Source organism: Rhizobium sp. GW821-FHT14E12 (genome assembly GCF_058803745.1).
Genome location: NZ_JBXAPH010000001.1, coordinates 741,569 through 764,032, shown reverse-complemented (window position 1 = coordinate 764,032; position 22,464 = coordinate 741,569). Strand labels below are relative to the sequence as shown.

The 22,464-nt window shown below is 59.9% G+C and carries 20 protein-coding genes and 1 other RNA gene; 11 read left to right on the top strand and 10 right to left on the bottom strand.

The genetic code is table 11. The annotated features are described in order from the left end of the window. Positions 1–11: 11 nt before the first annotated feature. Together AC1RO0_RS03730 and AC1RO0_RS03725 are read right to left on the bottom strand one after the other, a co-directional pair. Positions 12–971 (bottom strand): DMT family transporter, encoded by a 960-nt coding sequence (locus tag AC1RO0_RS03730; RefSeq protein WP_498591596.1) that lies wholly within the window; start codon positions 969–971, stop codon positions 12–14. Between the two features lie 18 nt (positions 972–989). After that, complete coding sequence (locus tag AC1RO0_RS03725) at positions 990–1,922, bottom strand: alpha/beta fold hydrolase (protein ID WP_498591595.1); 933 nt, start codon at positions 1,920–1,922, stop codon at positions 990–992. Positions 1,923–2,087: 165 nt separating this feature from the next. Between AC1RO0_RS03725 and AC1RO0_RS03720 the strand changes: the two genes are divergently transcribed. The 4 genes from AC1RO0_RS03720 (at position 2,088) to metF (ending at position 6,729) form a co-directional block, all read left to right on the top strand. Further along, the gene (locus tag AC1RO0_RS03720) at positions 2,088–2,834 is read left to right on the top strand and encodes a ribonuclease T2 family protein (RefSeq protein WP_498591594.1); all 747 of its coding nucleotides are present in this window, start codon (positions 2,088–2,090) and stop codon (positions 2,832–2,834) included. 127 nt (positions 2,835–2,961) lie between these two features. Beyond that, on the top strand, positions 2,962–4,611 hold the full coding sequence (ettA, locus tag AC1RO0_RS03715) for an energy-dependent translational throttle protein EttA (protein ID WP_498591593.1): 1,650 nt from the start codon (positions 2,962–2,964) through the stop codon (positions 4,609–4,611). 194 nt (positions 4,612–4,805) lie between these two features. After that, on the top strand, positions 4,806–5,831 hold the full coding sequence (locus tag AC1RO0_RS03710) for an ArsR/SmtB family transcription factor (protein WP_498591592.1): 1,026 nt from the start codon (positions 4,806–4,808) through the stop codon (positions 5,829–5,831). 1 nt (position 5,832) lies between these two features. Further along, a complete protein-coding gene (gene metF, locus AC1RO0_RS03705) occupies positions 5,833–6,729 on the top strand; it encodes a methylenetetrahydrofolate reductase [NAD(P)H] (RefSeq protein ID WP_498591591.1) in 897 nt (298 codons plus the stop codon). A 435-nt stretch (positions 6,730–7,164) separates the two neighbouring features. Here the strand turns inward: metF and AC1RO0_RS03700 are convergent, their stop codons facing one another. The 5 genes from AC1RO0_RS03700 to AC1RO0_RS03680 all read right to left on the bottom strand — a co-directional run bounded on the left by AC1RO0_RS03700 (position 7,165) and on the right by AC1RO0_RS03680 (position 12,472). Beyond that, positions 7,165–8,085: a DMT family transporter gene (locus AC1RO0_RS03700; RefSeq protein ID WP_498591590.1), complete on the bottom strand. Its 921-nt coding sequence runs from the start codon at positions 8,083–8,085 to the stop codon at positions 7,165–7,167. 133 nt (positions 8,086–8,218) lie between these two features. Further along, entirely contained in the window at positions 8,219–9,463 is a 1,245-nt protein-coding gene (locus AC1RO0_RS03695; protein ID WP_498591589.1) for a lytic murein transglycosylase, read from the bottom strand. Positions 9,464–9,542: 79 nt separating this feature from the next. Beyond that, positions 9,543–10,334 carry a glycoside hydrolase family 25 protein gene (locus tag AC1RO0_RS03690; RefSeq protein ID WP_498591588.1) on the bottom strand — a complete coding sequence of 264 codons (792 nt, stop codon included), beginning with the start codon at positions 10,332–10,334 and terminating at the stop codon, positions 9,543–9,545. Positions 10,335–10,553: 219 nt separating this feature from the next. After that, the gene (locus tag AC1RO0_RS03685) at positions 10,554–11,228 is read right to left on the bottom strand and encodes a class I SAM-dependent methyltransferase (RefSeq protein ID WP_498591587.1); all 675 of its coding nucleotides are present in this window, start codon (positions 11,226–11,228) and stop codon (positions 10,554–10,556) included. Beyond that, on the bottom strand, positions 11,225–12,472 hold the full coding sequence (locus tag AC1RO0_RS03680) for a BtaA family protein (RefSeq protein WP_498591586.1): 1,248 nt from the start codon (positions 12,470–12,472) through the stop codon (positions 11,225–11,227). Before AC1RO0_RS03680 ends, AC1RO0_RS03685 begins: the two co-directional genes overlap by 4 nt. A gap of 188 nt (positions 12,473–12,660) precedes the next feature. Between AC1RO0_RS03680 and AC1RO0_RS03675 the strand changes: the two genes are divergently transcribed. Next, on the top strand, positions 12,661–14,049 hold the full coding sequence (locus AC1RO0_RS03675; protein WP_498591585.1) for a serine hydrolase domain-containing protein: 1,389 nt from the start codon (positions 12,661–12,663) through the stop codon (positions 14,047–14,049). Positions 14,050–14,084: 35 nt separating this feature from the next. Here AC1RO0_RS03675 and AC1RO0_RS03670 read toward each other — a convergent pair whose 3' ends face one another. The 3 genes from AC1RO0_RS03670 to AC1RO0_RS03660 form a co-directional block, all read right to left on the bottom strand. After that, positions 14,085–15,245, bottom strand: coding sequence for a transglycosylase SLT domain-containing protein (locus AC1RO0_RS03670; RefSeq protein WP_498591584.1), 1,161 nt, complete (start codon positions 15,243–15,245; stop codon positions 14,085–14,087). Between the two features lie 115 nt (positions 15,246–15,360). Continuing rightward, entirely contained in the window at positions 15,361–15,996 is a 636-nt protein-coding gene (locus AC1RO0_RS03665) for a LysE family translocator (RefSeq protein ID WP_498591583.1), read from the bottom strand. Positions 15,997–16,055: 59 nt separating this feature from the next. Then, positions 16,056–17,267, bottom strand: coding sequence for a pyrophosphate--fructose-6-phosphate 1-phosphotransferase (locus AC1RO0_RS03660; RefSeq protein WP_498591582.1), 1,212 nt, complete (start codon positions 17,265–17,267; stop codon positions 16,056–16,058). Between the two features lie 286 nt (positions 17,268–17,553). On the opposite strand from AC1RO0_RS03660, the gene AC1RO0_RS03655 reads away from it, so the two are divergent. From AC1RO0_RS03655 to mraZ, 6 genes are all read left to right on the top strand, one after another. Beyond that, on the top strand, positions 17,554–18,264 hold the full coding sequence (locus AC1RO0_RS03655) for a J domain-containing protein (protein ID WP_007697218.1): 711 nt from the start codon (positions 17,554–17,556) through the stop codon (positions 18,262–18,264). Continuing rightward, a complete protein-coding gene (locus tag AC1RO0_RS03650; protein ID WP_498591581.1) occupies positions 18,261–19,022 on the top strand; it encodes an N-acetylmuramoyl-L-alanine amidase in 762 nt (253 codons plus the stop codon). The genes AC1RO0_RS03655 and AC1RO0_RS03650 overlap by 4 nt, the downstream gene beginning before the upstream one ends. 265 nt (positions 19,023–19,287) lie before the next feature. Then, complete coding sequence (locus tag AC1RO0_RS03645) at positions 19,288–19,845, top strand: lytic transglycosylase domain-containing protein (RefSeq protein ID WP_498591580.1); 558 nt, start codon at positions 19,288–19,290, stop codon at positions 19,843–19,845. 82 nt (positions 19,846–19,927) lie between these two features. Further along, entirely contained in the window at positions 19,928–21,121 is a 1,194-nt protein-coding gene (locus AC1RO0_RS03640) for an NAD(P)/FAD-dependent oxidoreductase (RefSeq protein WP_498591579.1), read from the top strand. 67 nt (positions 21,122–21,188) lie between these two features. Further along, positions 21,189–21,588, top strand: an RNA gene (rnpB, locus tag AC1RO0_RS03635) — RNase P RNA component class A. A 429-nt stretch (positions 21,589–22,017) separates the two neighbouring features. Continuing rightward, on the top strand, positions 22,018–22,458 hold the full coding sequence (mraZ, locus tag AC1RO0_RS03630) for a division/cell wall cluster transcriptional repressor MraZ (protein ID WP_498591578.1): 441 nt from the start codon (positions 22,018–22,020) through the stop codon (positions 22,456–22,458). Positions 22,459–22,464: the final 6 nt, after the last annotated feature.

The window sequence follows — 22,464 nt, the reverse complement described above, 5'->3', positions numbered from 1 at the left end:
CCGGATGGCGGCTAGGGTGTGAAAGTGACCTCAGATGTATCGGATACCGGCTTGGAAGCAAAGCGCCGCTCGCGCCAGAGAATATAGAGGCCGGAGCCGATGATGATGAAAATGCCGACCCATTTGATCAGGTCGGGGAAGTTGCCGAACACCAGCCAGCCGAAGGTCGTTGCCGAGACGATCTCGAAATATTGCAGCGGCGCCAGCGTCGAGGCCGGGGCGGAACGATAGGCATAGATGGTGAGGACGCCGGCGACAGCGGCAGACACGCCGACGCCGAGGAGATGGAGCATGGCGGTGCCGTCCGGTACGACGGGATCGATGATCGACGAACCGGTGCCCTGGCCGATCGCAAGGAGGATGAGGCAGATGACCGTGCCCCATATGCCGGTCTGGAACTGCATCGGCCATGCATCCTCGCTATGCGAGACGACGCGCGTGATCATTACGTAGACCGCGATGCACAGTGCGGTGACCACTGGCAACAGTGCGACGAAGCCGACCTCCGCGAAGCTCGGCTGAATGATCAACATCGCGCCGAAGAAGCCGACGGCGCAGGCCGTATAGCGCCGCCAGCCGATGGTCTCCTTCAGGAAGATGCTGCTGAGGATGGTCAGTATCATCGGCTCGACGAAGAAAATGGCGATGGCGTCGGCCACTTCCATGACCTGCAGCGTCGTGACGAAGGAAACCATCGATAGCGTCAGCACTGCGGCACGAATGGCATGCACGCCGCTTCGGCGCAGCGACCACAGACCCCATTGTCCTCGCAACGCCATCATCGGCAAGGCGAACAGCGACTGAAAAATGAAGCGCGCGGCGGTGACTTCCGCCGGCGGGATGGTCGTGGCGGCAAGCTTTGCGAAAATGTCGATGATCGGTGACAGGATCACCGATAGGAACATCATCAACAGGCCGAACGTCAGCTCAGACTGACGAAAACGGGGCAGGGAACTGCCGGTGGCATTCATTTGAAAAGTCCTTAGGGGTCAGGCCTTTGCCGTCAGTTGCCGACACCAGTCCGCAAAATCGGAAATGGCGGCGGCCGCGCCGATCTCGTTCAGCGTCTCATGGCGCATGTCCTGATAGATGGTCAGGCTAATATGCGAGAAGCCGGCCGTTTTCAAATGGTTTGACAGCCAGGACATCGCCTTTCCATTATCTGTCGCCGGGTCCCGTCCGCCCCCCACCAGATGGATCGGCATGTCGCGCCGGAGCCGATCAAGGTAGGTCTTTTGCGGCGCGCGGAAGGTCAGTTCGAAGAGATCCAGCCACAGGGATACCGAGGCATCGAAGCCGCAGAGTGGATCGGCGATATATTTATCCACCTCCTCGGGGATGCGTGACAGCCAGTCGAATTCGGTGCGCCGGTCGGCGATCGATTTGCCCCAGACGCCGAAGGTCAGCTTCGGCAGCAGCCCGCTCGGTACGTCCGACCCTTTGAGCATGCGTTCCGTCTTCAGGATGACCTGCGCCACGCGCCCGGCGAGACCGGGGTTGAAGTTCGAGTTCCAGACCGTAGCGGCATCGAATTTATCAGGATGCGTCACCGCGACGTTCAGGCTGATCAGCCCGCCCATCGAGTGGCCGAACAGGATAATTGGCAGGTCCGGATAAGTGGTTGCGGCAAGCTCGCGCATCGCCAGGACATCGGCAATGACCATATCGACGCCATCCCGCCGGGCAAAGCGGCCGAGCGGCGCGTCGTCGGCCGTCGTTTCGCCGTGGCCGCGATGATCATGGGCGTAGACATGAAAGCCGCGTGCCGCCATGGCCTCGGCGAAGCCTTCGTAGCGGCGGGAATGTTCGGCAAGACCGTGGCTGATGAGAAGGACGCCATGCGCTTCGTCCCGCGCCGGCAGGTGATGATAGGCGAGCGTCGCGCCCGTCGGGCTGTCCAGATGCCTCGTTTCGGCAAACATGTGCATTTCCTCCTCACGCAGACGAAAGGTTATCACCTCGCCGATTGCAATGGAGTGTTGGCGAAGCGCACAGAAATAAATCTCCGGGCTGGCTTTGAATCAGGGTTGCGCGCGGCCGATCAAACTGCTTACTTGTTCTCATATTGTTCTATCTGGAGACGTGGAATGAGGCATTGGGTTCGCGGATGCATGGTCGCGGTTCTGTCGGTAGTAATGGCGGCGAGTGCGGTGGCGCAGGAGAACAGTCGGGGCCGGACGCGGTTCATTTTGGCGGCAAGCTGGGAGCCTGCTTTCTGCCAGACGAACCAAAAGAAAGCGGAATGCCGCAACCAGTCTTCCGATAATCATGATGCGAAGAATTTTTCGCTGCATGGCCTCTGGCCGATGCGACAGGAATATTGCGACGTTTCCGATGATCTGAAGCAGGCCGATCGCAGCAGCGACTGGAAGGATCTCCCGGCTGTCGAACTGTCGGCCGACACCAAGGCTGCACTGGATAAGGTCATGCCCGGCACGCAATCCGGTCTGGAGCGGCATGAATGGATCAAGCACGGCACCTGCACCAAGCTCAGCGCCGATGATTATTTCGGTGGAGCCGCCGGTTTGATCGACGAACTCAATGCATCCGCTGTGCGCGATCTTTTCGTGCAGAATATCGGCAAGACGCTCGACGCCGATACGATCAAGGCCGCTTTCGACAAGAGCTTCGGCGAGGGTGCCAGCGACCGGGTGAAGATGAGCTGCCGGCGTGTCGGCAAGGTGCGGGTGATCTCGGAACTGACGATTGGCCTCTCCGAAGACGCCATTCAGCCTGCGCAAGGGAGTGAGCCGCGGCTCGCGGATCTGATCCAGGGTGCCGGCCGCACGTCGTTCGGCTGCGATCAGGGCATGGTGGATGCAGCCGGTTTTTGACGTCCGGAAGCCCCTCTGACGCGGATAAATAGCTCTCGGACAAGGTTTCGCCGTTGCCCGAGAGCGGGGTTTCGCCTACATAGCGGCACAATTCGCAATGTTATCCGCCCGTGGAGTAACCCAAGCTATGGCACGTCAGTTCATTTATCATATGGCCGGTCTGAATAAGGCTTATGGCGCCAAGAAAATTCTCGAGAATATCCATCTCTCGTTCTACCCCGACGCCAAGATCGGTATTCTCGGTCCGAACGGCGCCGGTAAATCGACGGTGCTGCGCATCATGGCCGGCCTCGATAAGGAATATACCGGCGAAGCCTGGCTGGCCGACGGCGCCACCATTGGTTACCTGCCGCAGGAGCCGCAGCTCGATCCGGCGAAGACCGCGCTTGAAAACGTCATGGAAGGCGTTGCGGCAAAGACGGACGTTCTCAATCGCTACAACGAACTGATGATGAACTATTCCGACGAGACGGCGGAAGAGGGCGCAAAGCTCCAGGACATCATCGACGCGCAGAACCTCTGGGACCTGGAAAGCCAGGTGGAGATGGCAATGGACGCGCTCCGCTGCCCTCCGGGCGACGCCGACGTCACCAACCTTTCCGGCGGTGAACGCCGTCGTCTGGCACTGTGCAAGCTGCTGCTGTCGCAGCCGGACGTCCTTCTGCTCGACGAACCGACCAACCATCTTGACGCTGAAACCATCGCCTGGCTGGAAAAGCATCTGCGTGCCTATCCGGGCGCCGTGCTGATGATCACCCACGATCGCTACTTCCTGGATAACGTTACCGGCTGGATCCTCGAACTCGATCGCGGCCGCGGCATTCCTTATGAAGGCAACTACTCTTCCTACCTGCTGGCGAAGGCAAAGCGCATGCAGCAGGAAGGTCGCGAAGAAGCAGGCCGCCAGAAGGCGATCGCACGCGAACAGGAATGGATCGCCTCCAGCCCGAAGGCGCGTCAGTCGAAGTCCAAGGCCCGTATCCGCGCCTATGACGAGCTGGTCGATGCCGCAGAGAACCAGCGTCCCGGCGATGCGCAGATCATCATTCCGGTCGGCGAGCGTCTCGGCCAGGTGGTCATCGAAATGGAAGGCATCAACAAGGGTTATGGCGACCGGATGCTGATCGAAGGTCTGTCGCTGAAACTGCCGCCGGGCGGCATCGTCGGCGTCATCGGTCCTAACGGTGCCGGTAAGACGACGCTTTTCCGCATGATCACCGGCCAGGAAAAGCCGGATAGCGGCAGCGTCCGCATCGGCGATAGCGTTCATCTCGGCTATGTCGACCAGAGCCGCGATGCGCTCGATGGCAGCAAGACGGTCTGGGAGGAAATTTCCGGCGGCGCCGAAGTCATCAAGCTCGGCAAGTATGAAATGAACTCAAGGGCTTATTGCGCGACGTTCAACTTCAAGGGCGGCGACCAACAGCAGAAGGTCGGCAACCTCTCCGGTGGCCAGCGCAACCGCGTGCATCTTGCCAAGATGCTGAAGGCCGGCGGCAACGTTCTGCTGCTCGACGAACCGACCAACGACCTTGATACCGAAACGCTGGGCGCGCTCGAGATTGCTCTCGAAAACTTCGCCGGCTGCGCCGTGATCATCAGCCATGATCGCATGTTCCTCGACCGCCTGGCCACGCACATCCTCGCCTTCGAAGGCGATAGCCATGTCGAATGGTTCGAAGGCAACTTCGAAGACTACGAACAGGACAAGATGCGTCGCCTCGGTGTTGACAGCATCAATCCGAGCCGCGTGACCTACAAGCGCCTGACACGATAAGCTTGTCGCTTTCCTGCCATCGAGAACCCCGGCCTGTCCGGGGTTTTTCTTTATCCAGGCGAGGGAAATTCGTATTCCTCCGCCGACAGATACTAACAGATTTCCGACGTCCGAGTGTTTCCGGCTGTGAATTGGCTCTTGCAGATTGCGACAAAATCACATAAAGATATCTTTATATCTTGATTGGGTGACGAATGACGGATCTGGTTAAACTTGGCTTGGACAATCTGGTGGATGTGCTGAAGGCGGCCGGTGAGCCAACGCGGCTGCGCCTGCTGGCGCTGCTTGCCGCCGGGGATCTGACCGTCACCGATCTTACCGAAATTCTCGGCCAATCGCAGCCGCGCATCTCGCGGCACCTGAAGCTGCTCGGCGAGGCCAATCTGATCGACCGCTATCAGGAGGGCGCCTGGGCTTATTTCCGTCTGAAGCAGGACGGCAAGGCGGTCATCCTGGCGCGCGAGCTTCTCCGGCACACGGCCGAGAGCGACCCCGTATTGCTGCGCGATGGCGAGCGGTTGACCGCCGTCAAGCGTATTCGCGCCGAGCGGGCGCAGGCCTATTTCAGCCGCAATGCCGCCGAATGGGACGAGCTGCGTCGCCTGCATGTCGCCGACGAAGATGTCGACAAGGTGATGATTGAGTTGATCGGACCGCAGCAGATCGACGCCTTTCTCGATCTCGGCACCGGCACCGGCCGGATGCTGCAATTGCTGGCGGGGCACTATCGCCGTGCAGTCGGTATCGATGCCAGCCGCGACATGCTGGCCGTGGCGCGCGCCAATCTCGACCGGTCGAACATCACCGCCGCTTCGGTGCGGCATGGCGATATCTTCAATTTGCCGCTCGAGGCGCAGGATTTCGACCTGATCACCATCCATCAGGTGCTGCATTTTCTGGATCAGCCGGAAATCGCCATCAACGAGGCGGCGCGGATGTTGCGGCCCGGCGGCCGGCTGGTGATCATCGATCTGGCACCGCACGGGCTGGAATATCTGCGCGATGAACATGCACATCTAAGGCTCGGTTTCTCCCATCAGATGATGTCGGATTGGTTGAAAGCAGCGGGGCTTGATGTCGAGCAGGTGCAGGACCTTCATTCGGGGAGGGAAGGCGGTTCAGGGTTGACGGTGACGATCTGGCTGGCGCGCGACCCGCGGCTGCTGATCGCTGCTGAACAGAGCCGACAGGCATCCCCCATTCTTGCTGGGAGAGTTTGATATGTCTTCTAAGAACGAGAACGGCCAAGGTGGCATCCGTATTTCCTTTGAGTTCTTCCCTCCGAAATCGGAGGAGGCCGAAGCGCAACTGTGGAATACGGTTGAAGAGCTCAGCGAATGGGAGCCGGAATTCGTTTCGGTAACCTATGGCGCCGGCGGCACGACCAAAGCCCCGACATTGTCTGCCGTGCGCCGGATGATCCACGAGACGCCGTTCACCACGGCTTCGCACCTGACTTGCGTGGGCGCAACGCGTGAAGACACCCATCGGGTCATCGATGACTTCCTCGCGACCGGTGTTCGCCGTTTTGTGGCGTTGCGTGGCGATCCGCCAACGGGCGTCGGTTCCGCCTACCACCCGCATCCGGACGGTTATGCCAATGCCGCCGAGCTGGTGGCGGCCCTGCGCGAGCGCGGCGATTTCGATATTTCCGTGTCTGCCTATCCGGAAAAGCATCCGGAGAGCCGTGACACCGCCGCCGACATCGACATGCTAAAGCGCAAGGCCGATAATGGCGCCGACCGGGCGCTGACCCAGTTCTTCTTCGATAATGATGCTTTCGAGCGTTATCACGACCGCGTTCGCGCTGCCGGCATCGAGATCCCGGTCGTGCCGGGCATCATGCCGATCCAGAATCTCACGCAATTGAAGCGCTTCGCCGGGGCTTGCGGCACCAGCATTCCATCCTGGCTGGACGATCGTTTTGACGGCCTCGATGATAATGTCGATGAACGCGCCAAGGTCGCTGCCGATGTTGCCGCCGAGCAGATCAGGGATCTGGTGCGTCGCGGTATCCACGAGTTCCATCTTTATACCATGAACCGTTCGCCGCTCGTCTCAGCCGTCCTCGAGCGATTGGGTCTGCAGCGCAAGGCGGATGCGCGCGCTGTCGCCTGACGTAATCCGGGAAACGTAGCCATGAAAAAGCGCATGTCGGATCTTCGGCATGCGCTTTTTAAATGGAATAGTTGTTTTGTTTGCTTTCAGGAGTTCGGTTGTCTGCGGCAGTCGTTCTTCGTCAGATGAAAAGCATCGTCACGACGAATACAAAGGCTGCACCGACTACTAGGACGTTGATGGATCGCGTCAATCCCATGTCTTCCTCCTTAGTCAACCGTTAGAGTCTATGTCGGAAATGTGTCGCTTGGAAAGCGAATTCGATGCTGCAACGCGGCATGCTGCGCAGAATTTGAATCGGGATCGCATTGCAAGTCATTGTTATCATGAAAAAATTTCCCTTTCACGAAATTTAATGCATCGTTAATTTAGGCGTGAACAAAGTTAATATCCGGGTCCTTTGCTGAAGCGTCACCGGATAACTTCTTGCCTCGGCTATAGGCGGCTCGTGCCCGGCCGCAGTCTCGCATAAACCCGTCCGTCCAGTATGAGCAGGCCAGCGCCGATCAGCAGCATGCCGGCGATTTCCGGCAATCCCAGTCGTTCGCCGAGGAAGAGGAAGCCGAGCAGGATGGCGCTTGGCGGTACGAGCAGGGTGACCAGCGAGGCGTTGGTAGCGCCGGCGAGCGCCATGATGCGGAAATAAAGGATATAGGCGAGGGCGGTGGACAGCAGCGCCATGCCGAGGATGGCGGCGATAACGCTAGCCGGTGGCATGGCCAGGCTCCACGGATGATCCACCAGAAGGGCCGTCGGCAGCATGATGATCGAAGAGCCGGTCAATTGGCCCGCCGCGACAACAGGCGGGGCCATACCCTTGAAACGCTTGGCATAGATCGCCGCGAAGCCATAGGAGATCGCTGCAAGAATCGGCAGCAGCAATGCCCAAAGCGGAATTGTGGTGCTTCTCGTTACGCTAGGACCGAGCAACACGATCGTGCCGACGAGCCCCGTCAGGCAGCCGGCAAGTTTGGCGGGCGTCAGCCTCTCGTCCGTGGTGAAATGATTGCCGATCAACACGGTCCAGATCGGCGTCGTCGCGTTGAGGATGGAGGCGAGCCCGGCGCCCATCTGCGTTTGGCCGATGAAGATCAGCGCATGCGGTATGGCGTTGTTGATCAGGCCGAGCAGAAGGAATTGCCGCCAATGCGTTCGCAGCAGATGATAGATCTGGAGGCGACCGGCGATATAGAGATGCAGCGCCAGAGCCGCCAGCGACAGGCGTAGGAAGACCAGCGTGAATGGCGGGACGGAGTGCACGGCGATGCGGGCGAAGAAGAATGAGCCACCCCAGATCAGCCCGAGCGCCAGCAGCAAGCTCCAGGTGAGTGCGTTGATGCCGTTGTTGGTCGTCATTGGGCGTCTCTCCTCGTCTTTCGTCTATTCTGGCGATACGAGAGAGGTTCTCCACCCGTTTCCTGCGGGGGCTTTACCGGAAAAGCAAAAAAGGCGACCCGAGGGCCGCCTTTCGCAAAAACAGAAGCAAATCTCAGAGCGCGTTCAACAGCGCCTGCGTCGCCCAGCCATCGGCCGGGAGGCCGAGGCGGAACTGTTCCTTCTGGATGGCAACGCGCGTGCCGGAGCCGAGGATACCGTCGATCTTGCCGACGTCATAGCCGCGTGCCGTGAGCTTGGTCTGAAGTGCCTTCATGTCGACATCGTTCAGGCCAGGTTCCGGTGTTCCCTTATTATAGGGCGGCGCGCCGCCAAATCTGGTCGCGAAATAGGCAGCCGACGTCGTGTAGATGAACGACTGGTTCCATTCAAGAAAGGCGCTGTAATTCGGATAGGTCAAGAAAGCCGGACCCTTGCGGCCCTGCGGCAGGATGAGAGCGGCTGTAAGTGAACCGAAACTCGTATTGCCGTCGCGTGGCTTGACGCCGAGCTGGAACCAGTCGGCAGCCGTGAGCGTGCCGCCAAGGCCGGACTTTTCCCAGGGCAGATTGTCGGGCACACTTACCTCCTGCAGCCACGGCTGGCCACGCTGGAAGCCCAGACTTTGGAAGAACCGCGCTGTCGTGAGAATGACGTCGGGCGCACTTGTTTTCATATTGACATGGCCATCGCCATCGCCATCGGTGCCGTAAGAGATGATCGAGGGGGGCAGCATCTGGGTCTGGCCGATTTCCCCGGCCCAGGCACCCGTCATGGTATCGGGGTCGGCATCGCCATGTTGCACCATTTCGATGAAGCCGATCAAACGCGGACGGAAAAACTCAGGTCTGCGGCAGTCGTGCGAGAGGGTGACCAGCGCATTGCGGGTATTGAAATTACCCTGAACGGCACCGAAGTCGGTTTCCATGGCCCAATAAGTGGTGATGATACCGGGGGGCACGCCATAGTCTTTTTCAGCCTTGGCGAAGACATCGGCATATTGCTTCAATTTCTGGCGTCCGATATCGAGGCGCCCCTGGCTCACGGTGCGCTGCGAGAACTCGAGGAAGGTCTGGCGGAATACACCCTGGCTACGGTCCATGGCGAGAACCTTGGGATCGATCTGCGCGCCGGCAAATGTCTTGTCGGCGGACGCGGCATCGGCGCCAGCAGCGATGGCTTCAGCCTTGACGCCCGCGAGGAAAACGGGAAGGTCACCACCGCAGGCAACCTTGGCAGCGCCGCTACCCTCCGCATTCGACGGCGTGGCAGGGGTCGCGCTCTGCGCCATTGCCACGCTTGCCATGGCTGAAGCGAAGATCAACGCGAGTGCGCTGCGTCGAATGGTGTGGCGGTCCATGGGCGATCCTCTTTTCTGATAGAATAGGGTCGCTTTCACAGAAGATTGTGACAGAAGCAAGAGAGAAGTTAGGGCAGTCTCAAGAATTTCCTTCCTTCTGTACTGCCGCCAGCCAATTGTTCCAATTCTGTTCGGAACCGGCGAAAACATTGATGTCCGTCGGCCCCTTGATTCCGGGAATGACACCGGTCGAGGTGTACTGCCAGAAAGCCCAGGAACGGTCGGCATAGGTCGCCGTCGGATGCTTGGCGACCGAGCGGACCCAGAAGTGATAGTCCTTGAAGTAACCTGCAAGGTTCTCGCGATGGAAATCGACCGAGGTATAAATGATCGGGCGCTTGCCGTAATAGCCTTGCAGGCGATCCATGAAACGCTTGACTTCCGTCCGGACCGTCTCCGGGTCCGGTCTCGTACGGCAAGTGGGGGAGCCAGGATTCCATTCGAGATCGACAACAGGCGGAAGCGCCATGGCATCCTTCGGCACGTTGCGGATGAACCAATCGGCTTGCTCATCTGCCGTCGAGCAGAAATAATAGAAATGATAGGGCGCGTGCGCGATGCCGGCGGTATTGGCCTCCTGCCAATATTCGCTGAAGCGCGGATCGATCCGGTCCTTGCCTTCGGTCGCCTTGATGAAGACGAAGGAAACGCCGGAGCCCTTGACCGTCTGCCAGTCGATATCGCCCTGCCATTTGGAGACGTCGATGCCGTGGATGGGATGGCGCTCGGGATGGTCACGGCCGAAATCCTGAGGCTTGGTATCCTTGAATCGGGCCTTCGGAATGGAAGCGGTCTGCAGGGCATCATAGCCCGTCGTGCAGCTGTTCAGGAAAAGGGCGAGCGGCAGTAAGCACAACAGAAGCCTGCGCATGGATATCCCGTTATGGCGCGAGTGATCTTGCTGCCCCAAGGCTTGGCTTCCGTAATGTCTGGTCCCCGAAAATCCAAAGAAGCGGCGGGCCAAGCTGCTTGCAGCCCGGCCTTACCACTTTATTCACCATATCAACGTAAAAAATCCGTTATCTTCAAGTAAATTCTTATACTTGAAGCGCCAAGCAGGCAAATTTCGAGCTGAATTCGGGTCTTCGGCCTAGGCGGCCGGCTTGATGACGACGGCTCTCCAGGCATAACCCCGTCCGATCTCTTCGAAGATCAGCTTGGCGCCGCGGGCCTCAACCCGTTCCTCCAGCACCGTACGCAGGTCGGCGCGGGGGGTGACGTGGAACTTCTTCAGCCAGCCCTTCAGCATCGTGCGAAACCAGCCGGGCAGGCGCTCCTGCTGGCCGAAATCGACGATATGCAACTCGCCGCCGGGGGAGACGGCATCGAGTGACGCATCGATTGCGCTCTTCCAGTCGGGGATCATCGACAGGGCGTAGGAGACCATGACGCGGTCGAAACCGCCGACATCGAAATCGGCGGGCGAGAAGGCCGTGGCGTCGGCGACGCGGAAGTCCGGCATCTGCTTCAAGCCGCGAAAATTGTTGCGGGCCGAGAGCAGCATTTCCTGGGAGATGTCGAGGCCGTAGAGCTTGGCCGACGGGAAGCGACGATGCGCCAGCAACATGTTGCGACCCGTGCCGCAGCCGACCTCAAGCAGCGAGCCGCCGAAGGGCACGTTGAGATGGGCGATCGTGCGGTCGCGGCCGAAGAGGTAGTATTTGCGGGTCAGGTCGTAGATGTGCCGCTGGTAGCGGTACATGCCGTCCATCAGTCCGGCATGGTTCTTCGAATTCGTCTCGAGACCCGTATCCGCCTGGCTCACGCTTTTTTCCCGTAAATGTGGAAGCCGCCATAGATCGCCGAGCGATCGCGTACGTTGAGTTCCTGCGAGCGCCCTTCGTTATAGACCCATTGATCGCGGATCGCGGTCGAAAGGCGGCCTTCGATGATGCTCTTTTCGGCAGCGGTGCGGAAAATGACACGGGCGCCTTCGCGGGCGGTGCGGGTGATTTCCGCCCAGAGTTCGTTGAGCTGTTCGTCGGTCATCCAGTCCTGCGCATCGAGCAGGATATAGCGATCACGCGAAGCGGCGGGCTTGGAAGCGAGCAGCTCGGTGAAGTTGGCGTGATGCACGCTGACGCGGTCGGCATTGGCGCGGATGGCGGCGTAGTGCTCAGGCTTCAGATAGGTCGGCAGCGGCCCTTGGTGCTGGGCGGCATAGCGGCGCGCGAAGGCCTGCCAGGCAAAATAATTGTCCTGCATCGGGAAATGGCACGCCAATTTTTCCAGACGATGCTTCAGGACGCCAGCGATGGAATCGTCACCGGCAAGGCTAGCAAGCTCGTCATATTGCTGCGGCGGAATCCCAAGGCCGAACAGCGAGCTCTTGCGGCCGAGCAGCCAGCGTACCATCGGCCTGTCGAAGATCGGCGCGATCTCGTTGTCGAAGAACTGACGCTGCTCGCGCAATGTGCGGGCTTCTGTCAAAGGGGCGAGACGTACGCCGTGCAGGCGAGCCAGCACATGCGCCGCGCCGATGAAGCGGCCGAGCAAGCCGGTCTTGTAGATGTTGCGATTGAACACCGTAACGCGGCGGCGGCCGTATATGTCGCGGCCATCCCAATAGGCGGCGGTTGCCGGATCGAGCCGTGGCGCGATGAATTCTTCGTAGGCTTGGCTGTTGGTGTCGACGCCTGGCGTGGCGAAGAAACGCACCAGGTCGGCATGACCGGGCAGCAGCCGGAAGGCTGCGAGCTTGAGCTTGTTCAGCGCGATGTGATGCCGATTGAGGTCGACCACGTCGATCGAGGCGGGGCTCTGCGAGAGATAGGCGAGCATGTTGCAGCCGCCGGAGCCGATAGTGACGATGCGGTGGTGCGGCTGAAGCTCCATCGCCTCCATGTCGATATCCGGATCTTCCCAGATCTGCGGATAGACAAGGCCGGAAAACAGCATGCCGAACAGACGTTCGGAAAAGCCGGCCTTGGACAGGGCCTTGTGTTGTAGCAGAGCGTCCTTGAGTTTCCGATTCTTGTGGAGACCGGCTTCCGGGGCGAATTCCGTCATCTGAGTCTTGTCACCAATTTGTCAGGTTCAGGGCGTGTAACCCGGCAATGCTACAGTCTGATGACGTGGGCTGTTGGTAGGTTCGGCTGCGCGGCGGTCATGCGGATATTTGCGAAACTGTAATGATGAAGGTCTTTCATATTGCAGCGTTTCCTGATTGTGTCCGCATACCTTTGGAGGTGTATGGCATGCGCTTGATATCGAGAGCGATTATGGCTCTTGTTCTTTTACTGCTCATCATTGTCGCCGGTGGCGTCGTCTGGCTTTCCGTTTCTCCGCCTGAATTGCTGAGGGTTGGCGACGGTTATGCTGCCAAGATCGTCTGCTCGAACACCTTTATCGCCAAGCGCGATCCGGAGCAGGTGTTGGCCGACGATGTGCAGGCGCCGGGCAATCCGGCGTTGAAACTCGTCCGGGTTTCGGTCGATCGGGAGGAGGGGGTGGTGACCGCCCGTATCCTTGGCATGTTTGCGCCGAATTATGCGCTCTATCGTGGAGCGCTCGGCTGCGTGACGGTGCCGGATGGCGATCTGCAAGCGGCTCGCAGCGCGGTCTTCCTGAACAAGGTGAAGGCGCCGAAGCGCGATTCTGCCTGGCCGGATGGAGATGCGGTCGCGAGCGACCAGGGTGAGACCGGCGCGGCGCTCTCAAAGCTCGTGACCAATCCGGATCTTGCCGGCCCGTCCATGCGCGCCGTCGTGGTGATCAAGGATGGCCGCATCGTCGCGGAGTCCTATGGTGAAGGGTTCGGCAAGGGCACGCCATTGATCGGCTGGTCGATGACGAAGACGGTCAATGCTGCGATCATCGGCCGGCTGATGCTGACCGGCCGCATGTCCTTCGACGATCAGAACCTTCTGCCGCAGTGGAGCGGGGATGCCCGCAAGAACATCAAGCTCAGCGATCTCCTCGGCATGGAGAGCGGTCTTACCTTCAACGAGAGCTATGGTGCTGTATCGGATGTGACGCGCATGCTTTATCTCGATCCGGACTCGACCGGGATCGCTGCAAACGCGCCGCAGCAGGCTCCCGCCGGCGAGCGTTTCAGCTATTCGAGCGGCACGGCGACGCTGCTGTCAAGAGTTTGGATGAACACGCTCCCGAACGAAAGCACTGCGATCGCCTATCCGCGCGATGCCTTGTTTACGCCGCTCGGCATGTCGAGCGCCGTGCTGGAGGCCGACGAGCGCGGCACCTTTATCGGCAGTTCCTATCTCTATGCGACGGCTCGCGACTGGGCGCGCTTCGGGCAGTTCCTGTTGCAGGATGGTGTGTGGAAAGGCCAGCGACTGTTGCCGGAGGGTTTCGTCGGCGCGATGCGTACGCCCACCAAGGCATCGGAAGGTGTCTATTCGCAGGTTCAGGCCTGGCTTGCCGGGCCGGGCGGCTCGGATGCGCAGTTCGGCCTGCCGACGGATACATTCTGGATGCTCGGACATGACGGCCAGAGTGTCGCCATCGTTCCTTCAGCCAATCTTGTGCTGGTGCGGATGGGATTGACGCCGAGCTGGCTGGACTACAAGCCGCAAATCCTGCTGAAGAAGATCCTGGATGCGACAACGCCGGCCAAGACCTAAGGTCCGACCGGCGTTTGCAAATCTAAACTCCAAGATCAGTAATTGCCGTTGGCGACGTCCGTCAGGCCCTTGCGCTTGGCGTCATAATAATAGCCGCGCGCGTAGAGCTGAACGGCCTTGACTTCCTTGTTCTCGGCCTTGTTATCAGCGACCATCCACGCGCCACGCAGATATTTCGCGGCGTATTTGATGTTGGTCTCGGCATCGAGCAGGCCTGACGCCGGGCCTTCATAACCCATCGACTTGGCGGTGTTGTACTTGATCTGCATCAGGCCGAAATAGCCGGCCTTGTTATAGGCTTTCGGATCGTAACGGCTCTCGCGATGAACGACGCGATGGATCAGCGATTCAGGGATTTCGTAGATCTTGGCGTATTTCTGGATGAGCTTCGTAACGTAGCTCTTTTCCGCAGGCGGCACGTTGGATTCGTAATTCGGAGTGGTCAATACGGCTGAAACGACGGTCGGGCCGCTGGTGTCGAAGTTGAAGTCGTAGCGCATGCGGTTGTCGGCATAACGCAAGGCACCGATCTGTTGAGGTGCGGCATAGGCGACTTCGGCCGGCGCCATGACCGGTGCATCTTCATCGGGGCGTGGTGTTGGCACTGCTACTGAGCGGATTGCCGCGACGTCCGACGTCATAGGGATGGTTGATTGAGCGGCGGAGGCCGAGCTCGAGACCGGAAGAAGCGCGCTATCGCCGGGACGTGCGGGGTTTGGCATCGGGATGGCGACAACAGCAGGGATAGGCGGTTCGTCGGAAGCGGCATAGGCCGCCGCTGGCGACGTGTTTGCCACCGGCGCGCCGGTCGCGGCAGCGATGGCAACCGTGCCCTGGTTTGCGGCGTTGGGAGCATTTGCAGCCGGAGCGCCCATGCGGTCCTGGGCTGCCTGGATCTGGCCCTGGCCAACCGAACCGGCTTGAACGCGGTCGGACTTCATCAGGACTGCCTGCTGCTGGGGCTGGCCCTGCACGCCGCTTGCAGGAGCAGTGGAGGCTACGGCAACGCCGCCAACGGGCGAGGCGACAGCGCCAGTCGTCGAGGCTGTATTCGGATGCGGCACGTTGGTTTGTGCCGACGGGAGCCCGGCCTGGGACGTCTGTTGCTGGGTGCTTGCGCACCCCGCAAGAGCGCCGCACATCATCGCCGAAAAGGCAACGCTGCGCTTCAGGCTGGGAAATCCAATCGCTACCATTCTGTCACTTTCGAAAAAACCACCCCGTGTCCTGCGATGCAATTTCGTCACAGGATCAGCAAATTTATGAATTCCCATTAACCTATGAATGGTCCCATCGCAACCCTGGACCGCCTCAAGCGGCCATCCGGCGGTATCCGGCGGTGACTGCGCCGGCCGCGATCAACAGGGTTCCGCCCGTCCGGTTGACGGCGCGTTGCACGCTTGCCTTGCGGATAAAGCCGCGCGCCATGTCGGCTACGAAGACGTAGACCAAGGAATTCAAAGCCGCCAATGTCAGGAAAGTGGCTTCCAGAATAAGGGTTTGCTGGAGGAATGGCTTCGACATGTCGAGAAACTGCGGCACGAAGGCGATGAAGAAGACGATGCTCTTCGGGTTCAAGGCCGTTACAACATAGGCGTGCATCAGGATTTTCAGCGGCTTTTCCTCAGGAAGATTGTCATTGTCACCCATCGGACCGGTCACGATCGGCGCACGCCAGAGCTTGATTCCCAGGAACATAAGGTAGGCTGCGCCGACCAGTTTCAGGGCTGTAAACAGTGTCGCCGAGGTGGCGAGCAGCGCGCCAAGACCGGCAAGCGAAGCCGTCATCGCGGTGAAGTCGCCGAGCGTTACGCCGGTAACGGTTGCGAGCGCCGTCTTGCGACCATGGCCCAGCGCATAGGAGATCACGAGGAGAATGGTCGGGCCGGGAATCGCCAGCATGATGCAGGATGCGGCGGCGAAAGCGAGCCAGGTTTCAATCGTCATGGAATCCTCCTCTATTCCTTTTCGCCGCCAGCAAAGACATTGGATTTGCAATCCGTCAATTAGGATTGCGTGTATTTCTGCCCGATATGATCCATAACCCCAGCAAACCATGGCAAGGACAGATCGAAGGGCTTACCGCCCTTGATGCGCGGGAATTCGATGGTGCGCAGCTTGCCGCGCTGGCCTTCGTCATGGCCAGTAACGCCGGATACCTTGTTCAAGGCGCTTTCGACCGCGAGGTCGACCATGCCTTGGATCAGGCGCAGGTCTTCGCCGTTGGCGGGCGCGGAGCGGGCGAAATAACCCGACTTCTGCACCATGGAACGTTCGGCGCCGAGGAGGGAGGCGAACTGCTTCTGGAACCAGCTGCCGACATTGATGGTGTCGATCTTCACATGGCCGAAGGCGTCACGCTTGATGGTCTCACCGGCGGCCTCGCGCTCGGCGACGATGGCCTCAAGTGCAGCACCTTCCGAGACGAACAGCGTCACATGGCCCGTCTTGTCCATCAGCGACTTGAGGCGGTCGGCTTCGGCCTCGATATCGAAGGCCATCTCAGGCAGATAGAGGCCGTCGATGCTCTTCATCTCGGCATTGGTCATGAAGCCTTCGACATATTCATTGGCGCTGGTCTTCTGGATATAGGCGCGCGCGGTTGCCGCCGTCAGCCAGCCGCAGCTGCGGCCCATGACTTCATGAATGACGAGGGTGCGCGGAGCGGCCGTCTGTTCGTTGCTGACATTGTCGAAGAAATGCGCGCCGACTTCGGCCGCCGTCCAGGCGCCGAGAGACTGGCGGATCGGCACGACATCATTGTCGACCGTCTTCGGCAGGCCGACCACGGTGAGGTCGTAGCCATTGGCGCCAAGATAGGCGGCGAGATCGGCCGCCGTCGTGTTGGTGTCATCGCCACCGATCGTGTGCAGAATGGTGACGCCATCGGAGGCGAGGCGCTCGGCGGCGACGCGCAGTGGATTTTCGCCTTCCTTGACCAGACCACGCTTGACGCAGTCGGCGGCGTTGGTGAGCTTGACGCGGCTATTGCCGATCGGCGAGCCGCCGTAGCGGTGCAGCAAGTACGCATCCTCGCGCATGCGGGGGGTGATCTCGATGCGGTCGCCCAAGAGAACGCCCTGATAACCGGAGCGGTAGGCGATGAGATCGAGATCGGGCGCCACGTCGGTATAGCGCTGGATCAGGCCGCCGACAGCGGAAGAGAGACAGGGCGCCAATCCGCCTGCGGTGAGCATTGCGACTTTCTGTTTGGCCATGGGGATCCTCCTTGCAGCCGTACTGCATCATTTCGGTGAGTGCCGTCGGAATGGATGCGACAGGCGGGCATGGCTGTAAAGTAAAGAATTTAAGAAAATCGCCCTTTGTCGGTTATCGCCACAGGGATTATTCCCAGTCGCATGAGTTTGAAAACGACGGTATCGAACACGGTATCATTACTGAATTGTGAAAAGTGTTTTCGGCCTTGCGACCAATGGGCAGCTTGCAATTGCAACCATTATTTGATCAACGTGTTTCCTATCAGGAAGGATGATTAAGGCCGTGATGTCGTTTTGGGAAAAGTTGCTGAATGCCGTTGGCAGCACCGCTGGCAATGCCCTGTCGGCTGTGGTCGAGGCCATTCGCACGCTGTTCGAAGGCGACCCGGAAACCCGCCGCAAGGTGGCCTTTTCCGTCGCCATCATTGCGCTTTCCGCCAAGATGGCGAAGGCCGATGGCGTTGTGACCGAAAACGAGGTCAATGCCTTCCGCGAGATCTTCGAATTCCCGGAGGATCAGGCAAAGAACGTTGCGCGCCTTTATAATCTGGCGCGTCAGGACGTCGCCGGTTACGAGGCCTATGCCGAACGGCTGTCGTCGCTCTGCGTCACCTGCGCCGCCAATTGTCCGGTCCTGGAAGATGTGCTTGACGGCCTTTTCCATATCGCCAAGGCTGATGGCCTGATCCATGAGAAGGAAATGGCTTTCCTTCAGCACGTCGCGCAGATCTTCCATATGAGCGAGCAGCGCTTCGAGCAGATCATGGCGCGCCACGTCAGCGCCGATGGCCGCGATCCTTACAAGGTGTTGGGCGTTTCGCCTCAGGATGATTTCACCACCATTCGCCGCCGCTATCACGGCCTGGTCTATGAAAACCATCCCGATCGTCTCGTTTCGCGGGGCGTGCCGGAGGAGTTCCACGTCATCGCCAATGAGCGTATGGCGGCTCTTAACGCCGCCTACGAGGAAATCGAGAGAGAACGCCGCGCCGCATGACTTCCTTTCCGGCAGATTTTGCTGGCGCCAGCGTGCAGCCGTCGCCGAACCATGGCGAACGGGAAGGCGGGCGCAAGCCGGATATGATCCTTCTGCACTATACGGGCATGGGCACCGCCGAAGGTGCGCTTGACTGGCTCTGTCGCGCCGAAAGCCAGGTGTCGAGCCATTACTTCGTCTTCGAGGACGGGCGGGTGATCCAGCTCGTGCCGGAAGAGCGCCGTGCCTGGCATGCCGGCAAAAGCCTGTGGCGCGGCGAGGCCGACATCAATTCAGCATCGATCGGCATCGAAATCGCCAATGCCGGCCATCCGGGCGGCCTGCCGGATTTCCCCGATGCGCAGGTCGAAGCGGTCATCGAACTGTGTCGTGATTGCGGCCAACGCTGGGCAATCGCGCCCGAACGGGTGCTTGGACACTCCGATGTCGCCCCTGTTCGCAAGGTGGATCCGGGCGAAAAATTCCCATGGGCGCGACTGGCCGCGGCGGGTGTCGGCCATTGGGTCGAGCCGGCGCCGATCACCGGCGGACGGTTCTTCCAGAAGGGCGATGTCGGTCAGCCGATCGAGGCGTTGCAGTCCATGCTCTCGCTTTATGGTTATGGAACTGAAATCACAGGTGAATTCTCCACCAAGCTGGAAGGGGATATCCAGGCCTTCCAGCGTCATTTCCGCCCGGAACGAGTGGACGGGATCGCCGATTTTTCGACCATCGACACGCTGCATCGCCTGCTCTCCAGCCTGCCTCGGTTTTCCTGATTCAAGCGGTCCTTTGCTTGCAGTTGCAGGTCAGCTCTTGCGCGGAAAATGCGTAAGGTGCTGCGGCGCCACATGATTTCCCTATTATTTCCGCATTGCACTGGTCTAACGGCGCTTGCTGAACGGCGGCCGTGCAAGTTTAGTTTGTGTGTCGCGCGGCCGTAAACAAACAACGGGGACCGTGCCCTCCGGCGGCTCTTTTTGCCTCCCGCCGGACTGATGGTGAACGCCATCCGCGATCCCACGCCTGGAGACAAAAGACTACATGAAAAATTTGATTGTTGCGGCGGCAGCGTGCGTGAGCGTGTTGCTGACAGGATACGATTCTGCCTTTGCCGGCCCGCGTGGCGAAAAAACCGAGACCGTTTCACTGCGGATCACCAAGCGCACGGCCAACTATCCGATATCGGGTGTCCCCGCGGAATTGCGCGACGTGGAAAACTCCTTCACCGGACGAAAAGCCTATTCGGCATTGATTACCAAATACGCCAAGCAGAACGGCGTGCCGGTCGAACTTGCGACCGCGGTCGTCCAGATCGAAAGCAATTTCAATCCGAGAACGCGTGGCAGCGCCGGCGAGATCGGCCTGATGCAGATCAAGCCCGCGACGGCGCGGCTGATGGGTTATTCCGGTAGCACCAAGGGTCTTTACGATCCCGAGACGAACATCAAGTTCGGCATGAAATACCTTGCCATGGCACAGGATCTCGGTGGCGGCCCGACCTGCAATACCATTCTCAAGTACAATGCCGGCCACGGCGCGACCCGCATGAATCCGATTTCCAAGAGATATTGCGGCAAGGTACTGGCGCTGCTCGACTAAGCCCGTTTTCCAGTGGGATTGCGAATAGAGCGGAATCGCTTTCCATGTTATCGAACGCGTGATCATTCGCGAGGGACGTAACATGGCAGCGGATTTCAGGTTCATCGTCGTCGGGCGGGGAATGATGGGGGCGGCTGCCGCCCGCCATCTGGCCAGGCAAGCGGACGGTATCGCTGTCATCGGCCCTGACGAACCGGAAGACCGGGCCAGCCATCAGGGCGTGTTCGGCAGTCACTATGACGAAGGCCGCATCACCCGCACCATCGATCCCGACGCCGATTGGGCGCGGCTCGCAAACCGCTCGATCGCCCGCTATGCCGAGATCGAGCGCGACAGCGGTATCCAGTTCTATTCGCCGGCGGGCTGCCTTGTCGTCGGTCCGAAGCGGGGTGGCGCCGATGCCTATGTCGGTGACGTCATCGATGCGGCGTCGCGGCTGGGCGTGCAGACGGAGCTTTTGGACGATGCCGGGCTGAAGGCGAAATTTCCCTTTTTCTCCTTCGCGCAGGACAGCGAAGGTGTCCACGAGCCGCAGGGCGCCGGCCACATCAGTCCACGGCGGCTGGTGAAGGCGCAGTCGCTGCTGGCGGAAAAGGCGGGTGCCAAGGTCGTCAAGCAGACCGCCGTCTCGATCCGCGATGAAGGTGGTCTGGCGGTCGTCACCACGGCGGAGGGCGAGACGTTTCGCGCCGAGAAAGTCCTGCTTGCCGCCGGCGGTTTCTCCATTGCGGAGAATCTGTTGCCGCAACCAGTTGAGATGAAGGTTTATGGCCGTACGGTGACTTTCTTCGAGGTCAGCAAGGATGAAGCCGAGGCGATGTCGGCGATGCCGTCGCTGATCTCCAAGACGCTCGACGATGCCGACAGCATTTATATGCTGCCGCCGATCCGCTATCCCGATGGCAAGTACTACATGAAGATCGGCGGCGATCCGGATGACCTCCAGTTCAACAACGAGCCGGAGCTGCGCGCATGGTTTCGCACAGCCGGTCGCGATAAGGCGCGCGATCACCTGGCGCGGATTTTCCACGAACTGGTCCCCGGCGTGACCCGGCCATCCTCACTGACCAACTCCTGCGCCGTTTCCTATTCGCCGACCGGCTATCCCATGATCGGCTACACCTCTTCGCCGCGCGTGGCGGTTCTGACCGGCGGCTGCGGCACGGCGGCCAAGAGTTCGGACGAGATCGGCAGGCTTGGCGCCAAGCTGCTGCTCGAAGGTCGAATCAAGGACGACGGCTACCGCACGGATTTCTCTGCACATTTCCGCGCCTAGGGCGAAGCTGGGATAAAGCCATATATTTCGGTGGCAATTGCCGGCGGTCTCGGTTAATGAGCCTCTGCCAGTTGGCCGGGCAGCCGCGCTTTACCAATGCCGAAAGGCGGTAGGGGGAGGAAAGTCCGGGCTCCACGGAAACACGGTGCCGGATAACGTCCGGCGAGGGCGACCTCAGGGAAAGTGCCACAGAAAGCAAACCGCCCGATCCTCGGATCGGGTAAGGGTGAAAGGGTGGGGTAAGAGCCCACCGCGTCTCTGGAAACAGCGACGGCACGGTAAACCCCACCGGGAGCAAAACCGAATAGGGATGACGCGGAGCGCGAAAGCGCTCCAGCCCGTTTCCGGGCCGGTCATCCGGGTGGGTTGCATGAGGCGGCGCGCAAGCGTCGTCCCAGATGAATGGCTGCCACGTTCCGGCCTCGGTCGGAGCCATACAGAACCCGGCTTACAGGCCAACTGGCAAATCATCCTTCGCGTCGCCGATGCCTTGTCATCCGGGCTCGCGAAACATTTTTCAGGCGATCGAAAGCCTTGGTTCTCAGCCTTTCGGCCATGCCCGGAGGAAGCGTTTTCACCTGTGAAAACAAACCGTTTTGGAGCATCTGTTCAGGGCGATCATAACCATTCGTTAAACTTAACGGCTTATGAATATTTAGGCTGTGGCCACGTCTGTGTGGCTTCATCCCATTGACGCCCATATGGTCCCATGGTATCCCAAAAGCACATTGCACAAGGGCAAATCAGTGCCCATTCATCGCAAAGCCATGATCCCTCCCTTCAAGGAGGCGTCGGAAGAGTGTTCGTTCTTTCGGCTTGCGAAGCTGTGTCCGATTTTGGCTGTGTCTGTGGGCGAGTAGTTGCCCGTAGGTCATGGGGAACGGGTGTTTCGCGTCATGAACCGCTTCCTGTCGAATGCGACAAACAGGATCGATGCCAAGGGTCGTGTCTCCGTCCCGGCGGCGTTTCGGTCCGTGCTGGTGGAGCGCGATATCCAGGAGCTGTACTGTTTCCAGGATTTTGTGTTTCCGGCGATCAGCGTCGGCGGCCTCGATCTGCTCGACCGGTTCGAGCGGCAGATTGCGGCGGACGATCCGTTTTCGCCGGCGGCGAACCAGATGTCGCTCCTCATTCACGGGGGCGGGGTCTTTATGAAGCTCGATGCGGAAGGGCGGTTGATGGTCACGGATTTTATCCGCGACTTCACCGGTATCACCACCGAGGTGACCTTTGTCGGTCGGGCGGATCATTTTCAACTGTGGCAGCCGGAGGCTTTTCAGGCCTTGCAGGCGCAGGCACGAGAGGAGCGCAAGCTGGCGGGGCGGCGCTCGGAATAGAACGGG

Bases quoted from the DNA above. Each gene is read 5' to 3' on its own strand.
- AC1RO0_RS03730 (WP_498591596.1), bottom strand. From the start codon at position 971: ATGAATGCCACCGGCAGTTCCCTGCCCCGTTTTCGTCAGTCTGAGCTG.
- AC1RO0_RS03725 (WP_498591595.1), bottom strand. From the start codon at position 1,922: ATGTTTGCCGAAACGAGGCATCTGGACAGCCCGACGGGCGCGACGCTC.
- AC1RO0_RS03720 (WP_498591594.1), top strand. From the start codon at position 2,088: ATGAGGCATTGGGTTCGCGGATGCATGGTCGCGGTTCTGTCGGTAGTA.
- ettA (WP_498591593.1), top strand. From the start codon at position 2,962: ATGGCACGTCAGTTCATTTATCATATGGCCGGTCTGAATAAGGCTTAT.
- AC1RO0_RS03710 (WP_498591592.1), top strand. From the start codon at position 4,806: ATGACGGATCTGGTTAAACTTGGCTTGGACAATCTGGTGGATGTGCTG.
- metF (WP_498591591.1), top strand. From the start codon at position 5,833: ATGTCTTCTAAGAACGAGAACGGCCAAGGTGGCATCCGTATTTCCTTT.
- AC1RO0_RS03700 (WP_498591590.1), bottom strand. From the start codon at position 8,085: ATGACGACCAACAACGGCATCAACGCACTCACCTGGAGCTTGCTGCTG.
- AC1RO0_RS03695 (WP_498591589.1), bottom strand. From the start codon at position 9,463: ATGGACCGCCACACCATTCGACGCAGCGCACTCGCGTTGATCTTCGCT.
- AC1RO0_RS03690 (WP_498591588.1), bottom strand. From the start codon at position 10,334: ATGCGCAGGCTTCTGTTGTGCTTACTGCCGCTCGCCCTTTTCCTGAAC.
- AC1RO0_RS03680 (WP_498591586.1), bottom strand. From the start codon at position 12,472: ATGACGGAATTCGCCCCGGAAGCCGGTCTCCACAAGAATCGGAAACTC.
- AC1RO0_RS03675 (WP_498591585.1), top strand. From the start codon at position 12,661: ATGCGCTTGATATCGAGAGCGATTATGGCTCTTGTTCTTTTACTGCTC.
- AC1RO0_RS03670 (WP_498591584.1), bottom strand. From the start codon at position 15,245: ATGGTAGCGATTGGATTTCCCAGCCTGAAGCGCAGCGTTGCCTTTTCG.
- AC1RO0_RS03665 (WP_498591583.1), bottom strand. From the start codon at position 15,996: ATGACGATTGAAACCTGGCTCGCTTTCGCCGCCGCATCCTGCATCATG.
- AC1RO0_RS03660 (WP_498591582.1), bottom strand. From the start codon at position 17,267: ATGGCCAAACAGAAAGTCGCAATGCTCACCGCAGGCGGATTGGCGCCC.
- AC1RO0_RS03655 (WP_007697218.1), top strand. From the start codon at position 17,554: ATGTCGTTTTGGGAAAAGTTGCTGAATGCCGTTGGCAGCACCGCTGGC.
- AC1RO0_RS03650 (WP_498591581.1), top strand. From the start codon at position 18,261: ATGACTTCCTTTCCGGCAGATTTTGCTGGCGCCAGCGTGCAGCCGTCG.
- AC1RO0_RS03645 (WP_498591580.1), top strand. From the start codon at position 19,288: ATGAAAAATTTGATTGTTGCGGCGGCAGCGTGCGTGAGCGTGTTGCTG.
- AC1RO0_RS03640 (WP_498591579.1), top strand. From the start codon at position 19,928: ATGGCAGCGGATTTCAGGTTCATCGTCGTCGGGCGGGGAATGATGGGG.
- mraZ (WP_498591578.1), top strand. From the start codon at position 22,018: ATGAACCGCTTCCTGTCGAATGCGACAAACAGGATCGATGCCAAGGGT.